Source organism: Psittacicella hinzii, assembly GCF_003585885.1.
Taxonomy (GTDB): Bacteria; Pseudomonadota; Gammaproteobacteria; order Enterobacterales; family Psittacicellaceae; genus Psittacicella.
On the sequence record NZ_NRHC01000099.1, the window covers coordinates 1 to 7,502 of the forward strand.

At 34.1% G+C, this 7,502-nt stretch carries 4 protein-coding genes; all 4 read right to left on the reverse strand.

Features of this window, described 5'->3' with window-relative positions; translation table 11 throughout:
* Positions 1-712, reverse strand: a 712-nt coding sequence (leuB, locus tag CKF54_RS06820) for a 3-isopropylmalate dehydrogenase (RefSeq protein ID WP_119525610.1), incomplete at its 3' end; no start/stop codon positions are given.
* 13 nt (positions 713-725) lie between these two features.
* Positions 726-2,273, reverse strand: coding sequence for a 2-isopropylmalate synthase (gene leuA / locus CKF54_RS06825; RefSeq protein ID WP_119525611.1), 1,548 nt, complete (start codon positions 2,271-2,273; stop codon positions 726-728).
* Between the two features lie 1,239 nt (positions 2,274-3,512).
* Positions 3,513-3,827: a hypothetical protein gene (locus tag CKF54_RS06830; protein WP_119525612.1), complete on the reverse strand. Its 315-nt coding sequence runs from the start codon at positions 3,825-3,827 to the stop codon at positions 3,513-3,515.
* A 1,359-nt stretch (positions 3,828-5,186) separates the two neighbouring features.
* Positions 5,187-5,633: a hypothetical protein gene (locus CKF54_RS06835; RefSeq protein WP_119525613.1), complete on the reverse strand. Its 447-nt coding sequence runs from the start codon at positions 5,631-5,633 to the stop codon at positions 5,187-5,189.
* Between the last annotated feature and the right edge of the window lie 1,869 nt (positions 5,634-7,502).

Here is a 7,502-nt window from a genome sequence, read left to right on the forward strand (position 1 = left end):
ATATTAAAAATTTAGGTTGTTTAATCAGTTGCATAGTAGCGTTATCTATGTACATATGCTCAAGTTGTACTTCAGGGTACTCTTGGCTAACCTGATTAACCACTTCACGCCAAAGCATTGAACTCGCGAGGACATTAGCCTTGTCAATTGAGGTAACTTTACCTTTACGTCCTTTGGCTGCTTGGAAAGCTAGGTGAGCAATACGTTCAATTTCGTAACGATAGTAAACCTCGGTATCAAATGCCATTTCTTGCGCACCTTCACCTTGTCTTCCCTTTGGTTGTCCAAAGTAAATACCACCGGTTAACTCTCTCACTACCAGAAGATCAAAACCTTTTTGGGCTTTTAAAGGAGTGAACTCTTCCAGTCCTTGGTAAAGTTTTGCTGGTCTAAAATTACCAAAGAGGGAAAAGTGTTTACGTAGTGGAAGAAGAGAGGCACGTTCTGGTTGTTGCTCTGGAGGCAGTTTTTCCCATTTAGGTCCACCAACTGAACCAAAGAGAATAGCTTGTGCTTGTTCACAACCAGCAAGAGTTGCTGGTGGTAAAGCTTGTCCATGTTGGTCTATGGCAGCGCCACCAATTGCGTACTCTTGGTATTCAAGCTTAAAGTTAAATTTACGTTCAACAGCTTGTAGGACTTTAAGCGCTTGTTGCATTACTTCTGGACCTATGCCATCTCCGGCAAGAACGGCTACTTTATTATTTTGCATTTTGATTTACCTATTATTTTGGTTGACGACGCATTTGAGAAACTTTTTGGCTACGGAAGATAGCGTTGATAGCGTGGATTAGGGCAAGAGCTGAAGCTTCAATAATGTCAGTTGCTAGACCTACGCCATGGTATTTACGACCTTGGTGTTCAACAACAATATCAACTTGTCCTAGAGCTTTAGTTCCCTCACCTTTGGCACTAATTTTATAATCGTGCATAGTAACTTCAAGGTTAACTAGAGAAAGGATAGCATTGTAAACGGCATCAACAGGACCATTACCACCAGTAGAAGCTGTACTGTGTTTTTCTCCATCTAGTTCAACTTCAACAAAAGCAGTTGCTGGGAAGTCACTAGTTGCATGAGTTGAGAGTTTGGTAAGTTGTAGAGGTTCAGCTTCTTCTTGACGCATGTCAATAAATGCTAGAGCTTCAAGATCATAGTCAAATACTTGACCTTTTTTATCCGCAAGTTTTAGGAAAGCTTGGTAAAGTTTGTCAAGATCATAGTCTTCTTCGCTATAACCCATATCGCTCATTAGCCCTTTTACGGCAGCACGACCAGAACGGGCAGTTAGGTTTAGTTTTTTTTGTTTTAAACCAATACTTTCAGGTGAAAGGATCTCGTAGGTATTTTTGTTTTTAAGCATCCCATCTTGGTGAATCCCTGAAGAGTGAGCAAAGGCATTAGCGCCAACTATGGCTTTGTTTGCTTGGATTGGCATGTTACAAAGTTGACTTACCATTGAACTCACACGGTGAAGCTCTTTGGTGTTAATACGAGTATCAACTCCAAGTAGTTGTTGACGAGTTTTTATCGCCATAACCACTTCTTCAAGAGCGGTATTACCAGCACGTTCACCAATACCGTTAATTGTACATTCAACTTGACGCGCACCTTTGGCAATAGCTGCTAGAGAGTTAGCGGTTGCCATCCCTAGGTCATTGTGACAGTGCACTGAAAGGATAGCTTTGTCAATATTTGGTACGCGGTTCATAACTTGCTCGATAATATTGGCAAACTCAAATGGTAAGGTGTAACCAACTGTATCTGGAATGTTAATAGTACGCGCCCCTGCGTCAATTGCAGCTTCAACAATGCGACAGATGTTATCTATACCCGTACGTCCAGCGTCTTCACAAGAGAACTCAACATCGTCTGTGTAGTTACGTGCATGTTTAACTGCACCAATAGCCATATCCACAACTTGATCAAAAGAGCGTCTTAGTTTTGATTCAACATGAAGAGCAGAAGTAGCGATAAAAGTATGAATACGGTAAGCTTCGGCGTCTTTTAAAGCGTGATAAGCAGCATCAATATCTTTTTCAACTGCACGAGCTAGAGCACAAACTCTGGCGTTTTTTATTTGGCGAGCAATGGTTTGCACTGATTCAAAGTCACCAGCTGAAGAGACTGGGAAACCTACTTCCATAATGTCAACGCCAAGTCTTTCAAGCGCTAGAGCAATCTGTAGTTTCTCTTTAACTGAAAGACTTGCCTTAAGAGATTGTTCTCCGTCGCGGAGAGTTGTGTCAAAAATAATAATATTGCTATCGTTCATTGTGACTCCCATCAAACATAAGTAAATTTTTTAGTAAAGCAAAATGCGAAGAATGCAATAGTTAAAGGAAGAAGAGCCTTTAACTGCTAAAGTGGGAAATTAAATTAGCTCATTTTGTCGCTAGCTAAAGTAGCTAGCTCTAGAATGCTAGCTAGCTAAAGTAGCTAGATAAGTAGCTAGAACTTGTAATTTAATTTCAAATCAAATCAAACAAATCAAACAAGTTAGATTGAAAAAGTTCTTTCAATCTTTAAATCAAGAATGTCCTCTTCTCTTGCTGCAGTAAAAGTAAAAAGCCAAATCAGAGTAAAGTCTGCTAAGAGTAGGACAAATGCCTCGCGTTAACGACAAGACAAAACAAACATAAGTAACGTGGAAGAATTTTGTTGCATAAAAAAGCCCTCGCACATTTGTGCGAGGGCGTCATATGTATCATTCTTCCTAAAATTTTTCCATGACTAAGCGGCATAAATGGTTAATTTGCGAGAGCTAAGTCTAATAATAAAGAAAAAGTTGAAGAAGGCTGATACATATTAGTAATCCTAAAAGTTAAAATCTTTGAATTGTAATTATAAAAAGTTAGTTGGGAAATTAAAAACTTCAAGCAAAAAAGTTAATATTTGAAGTAATTAATTATGAGATTAATTTTATCTTAGCAAGAAAAAAATTAATTTGCAAGGGGGTAATTTTAATTTTTTAGAAAAAAATTTGGGACGTGATCTAGGGGAATGACAAATAAGTTTGTAATTATCGGAGAGTTTTGGGCTAGAGCTCACAGTGCTGTAGAAGAGCTTAAAGTGCACTTAAATAACTAAAAGTAGCAGATATTGTTGCAAAAATTATTTTTAATGCGCTTGTGGGGTTATCTTAAGGGGTTATTTTGTATAGTTATATGGGTTGTGGCATATTTAGCTGGTGGGACAACTCAAAATTATTTCGTTCTTCCCTTTGGATTTGTTTGTGGGGTTATGTTTTGTAGCACATTTTGGGAGCACCCCATGAGTACTTTGGATTTACTAGTGGGGTTATATGTGTAACCTCAAAAACATTTGGGATAACTTCATTGTATTAGCTTGTGGGGTTATCGGCGGTTGCTGTACATTTGAGGGAGAGGTGAAAGAAATTTTTTTCAGATAAGCAAAAAGCTCTGGTTGCAAAAGCACCAGAGCTAAGATCTAATCAAACAGAAATAATTTGGGAGTATAAAACTATAAATTTACAAAACTATTTAAAACTATATTATTTGAATTTGTTTACTAGAGCTTCCATATTTGCACGTGTAACTTCAGCACTTGCGTAAACCACATAGTTACCAATATTAACTTTTTGTGCAATTACTTGTGAAGTACGAGAAGTAATTACCACTGTGTTATTTTGGTAAAGTTTAGCGACTAACACGTTACCGTTCACACTAAGCATTTGGCTGTTAACTACGTTACCACCAGCTTGAGCAATTTCTACCACTGACGGGTAACTATTAGCTAAAGCTAATTGTGGGCTAACAAGCGTAAATGCAAAAAGAGAAGTTAGAAAAAGTTTTAGGTATTTATTCATATGAACCTCTACCATTGGGGATTGTTTGTAGTTGTTGTTTGTAAAAAGTGTGTTGTTTTGGTTTTAAATTCTAATTTAGCTTTACTCTCAGTACTCTACCCTTAGTACTTTACTCTTAGTAAAAAGGAAGTAAAGAGCTGTAGCTTGAAGTGTCGTTTTTTATTCTTACAAGTAAAGAATAGATAAAGGTTAGCTTAAATTAACCTAACATTTTAACTTAAAAAGTTTAATAAATAGGCTCAGCTAACAAAATCCAACCCTTTGTTATTTAAGGAGGAGATCTTAATTAATTTAAAGTTTTTTATCTATACTTCCATAATAACATATTTAGATAAAAATGTAAAATAACCCCTATAAAGCTATAGAGGTTACAAAACTTCAAATCAAATTAGAAAGATCGTGATCCTTCCATTTTGCTGTTTACTAAATAACGCTGATGGTACACTACTTGCTGGCATATACCAATTTGGTAAACAGCAAAATGCAAGAATCATGGTCATGGTGAGTGGTTGTAAGCTTATGGTAGCTTTGACTTTGACCTCTAGATGTTATTTTGACCTCTAGTCTTGTGATTGGTTGCTTCAAAAGATTGGTTAATTCAAAATAGAAAGACTAGCTAACTTAAAGAAAAAAGATTGGTTAGTTAAAACGATTAATTAGCTAAGCAAGACGGCTAAGCAAGACGGCTAAGCAAGACGTCTAAGCAAAACGTCTAAGCAAAACGTCTAAGCAAAAATTAGCTAATAAAAAAGTAGTAGGTGGATACCTACTACTTGCCTGTACTATTTTGTATGAAAAAAGTAATCTTAAGATTGCTTTTATCACTCTCTTTTTCTTTAATTTATATCAATGTATGAAACAAGATTTAATAACTATACTGGCAGATAGTAGTTAGTATTAAATTCTTGCTAATAGTTAGTTCATCTGTTTGCTTGCAGAACTAAGCATTAGCAAAAATTTAATAGGATTTGCAAGACAACAATGGTTTAACAAAACAGCGGTTTAACAAAAGGGATTAAGAGATAGTTAAACACAATGGAGATATTGTTGCATTTGCGAGATTGCTTAAGTATCAAGTGCAGAGATATAAATTATTCTGGTTGTTCTGATAATATCGTTGTTTAATTACTGTTTAACTACAGTTGTTTAACATTACAGTTGTTAATTACTGTTGTTTGACAAAAACCTAGAATAATAGTGAGAGTAAAGCAAAAAGTAAAAAAGCTTGGGTAAAGTGCCAATGGCAAATTCCCCCCTTACCCAAGCTTAACGATTTTGAGCTATGAGATTAATTTAAGATAATGTATAAAAAAGATAATGTTATGCGTTATTGATTATTAGCGAGTCAAAGAGCGACTATTAGTTTACCCTAAAGTCGTTATGACGTTCTAAACCAGTTTGGTTAAATAAAGCCTGGTTTACTTGTCTACGAACTTGTGAGCTGTAGACTTGACCATCAATGTCTAACTTAGATAAAATTTCGTTAATTTGTTTCGCAGTTAAGTCAATTGAGGTATAAACAGAAACACCGTTCACTTGATAGAAAGTAACAGGGTTTGCGTTTTCGTTAGTGGTAATGTATACAGAAGATACTTTACCAGATTCACCGAAAGAGTTACCAGTAATTACTGCATCTCCCTCGTTGATAGTAGCAGTTTTGATAGCAGGTTTAACAAATTTGTTATTCACTACTACCGGAGCACGATCACTTGATGTTGCGTCAACATTAGCTGCGTATGCAGAACCCATAAATAATGAAGTTGAAAGAACTAATGCTGTTAATAAAGATTTGATTGAAGTTTTCATAAAAGTTTCCTAATATGTTGTTTTTAGTGTTGTTTAATTGTGTTATTTAGTAAATTGTTGTTTTTGTTCGTGTTTAAGTGTATGACTTACTAAAGCAAGTTATTAGTTAGATCCAACTCTATTTCTAATCTGAACTAAAGTTAAGATCCTAACTAAAAACTTAGTAAGTTAGAATGCTTATGTTGTTTATTAGTTGTTGTTTAAAAAGTTGTTTTTCTTTTTTGTTTACAGTGTCATTATAGGGGGTGAAAATATTTTTGTAAATAGATAAGTGAGTATTTACTCATTTTAATTTTTATGTAATTTTTACAAAAAGTGAGTTTTTTCCCAGAACTGCCTAAAAACTTAAAGGATTTTGCAGATAATAAATAATTGCAATTCCCGCACATTAGTGTGCGGGAATTAGCTTATTTAAGTGATTAATTACTCATTTATTTTTTAATTTAATTGGTTTTTTTATTAAATTAAAAGTGATTTAAGAGTAATTTTAGAGTTAGTTAAGAGTGAATTAAAACCAAATTAATTGCTGATTTAAAAATTTAAGAGGTGAGTTAAAAATGATTGTTGTTAGCTGTATTTTGTTAGCTGTACTTAAGGGGGGATTTAAGAAAGAACAATAAACAAAGGCTTCTCTACCAAGAAGAGAAGCCTTTAGAAATCAAAGGAAGATAGATAAAAAGTTATACTCTTGTATCTACCAATTATGAAAAGGGGCGAAAATAAATAAAAACCCCAAGTTTTTATTCACTTGTTATTGGAGACTTCTGGCTAACCATAATTTGGCGCTTAAGGTAGCTCAGAAGAAAGTACCTAGAATATCTTATTTCTTAGGGGTCAAAATACTCTAGGCTTTAATAAGGTATAACAATTACTTCACACTGTTGTCAGGAAATTTTGGAAAATAATTAAAGTAAATTTGCACTCTATTTATGATTAGTATGAGCTGACAACAGAGTAAAGTAATTGTTATTTTGAATTTTATGCCGCAGTTAAGTATGAAGATGGTTTAGGTTAGCTTATTTAGTCTAGCTTCTTTATAATCTAGCTTTTAGCTAGCTTCTTTAGTATAGCTAGTCTAGACAGGCTAGATTGCAGTGTAGGCTTTGCGCAACAGCAAAGCAAGGCAATTGCCTATATCATCTACATAGTTAACTCGCCAAAGTAGCGTCCATTTCTTTAACACTGTTGTTAAAGTTGCCTCTAACAACAGAGTTAAAGAAATGTATTTAAAGAATTTCTAATAGTTCAGTTCTTTGAAAGAAATGAATATATTGGATTACATTGATATAAAAAAGAGAAATACTATTAAGGATAAGGTTTGTTACTTAAGTTACTTTTTTGAGAATATAAAATTTACTACCGGATCTTTTTGGAGGAGTATAAGAATCCGGTAGTAAAAGTTATTACATAGCGTACATTGTATTTGCATACTATGCACACTTCTACCCTATATAGTACTGTATACCAAGAAGAAGTAAAAATATTAGGGGTTTTTATTTCCTCTTGATACATAAATAATTATATAATTTTTTTATATTATAAGTAAATATTTGTAAATTTACCGTTTATCAACTTAAACTATTGAAAATTAAATCTTTTAGATAAAAATAGCACTTTTCGCTTTGTGAAAAAATAAAAATTTATTATAAAAAGTTGTCAAATGACCACTTTTTTGCTCAAAAAATAATATTTTTTTGACAGAAAATGGTAATTCACACACTAGAATTATGTGAATTTTGGAAAAAGAGAGCAATTTTTGCTGTGGAAAGACAAATAAATAGGGATTCCCGAAATTGATCATTTTCTCCTAAATAAATTACTAAATAACATTAGGTTACGTCGATTTCTAGCAGGGCAGACTGCCCTTCT

Bases quoted from the DNA above. Each gene is read 5' to 3' on its own strand.
- leuA (WP_119525611.1), bottom strand. From the start codon at position 2,273: ATGAACGATAGCAATATTATTATTTTTGACACAACTCTCCGCGACGGA.
- CKF54_RS06830 (WP_119525612.1), bottom strand. From the start codon at position 3,827: ATGAATAAATACCTAAAACTTTTTCTAACTTCTCTTTTTGCATTTACG.
- CKF54_RS06835 (WP_119525613.1), bottom strand. From the start codon at position 5,633: ATGAAAACTTCAATCAAATCTTTATTAACAGCATTAGTTCTTTCAACT.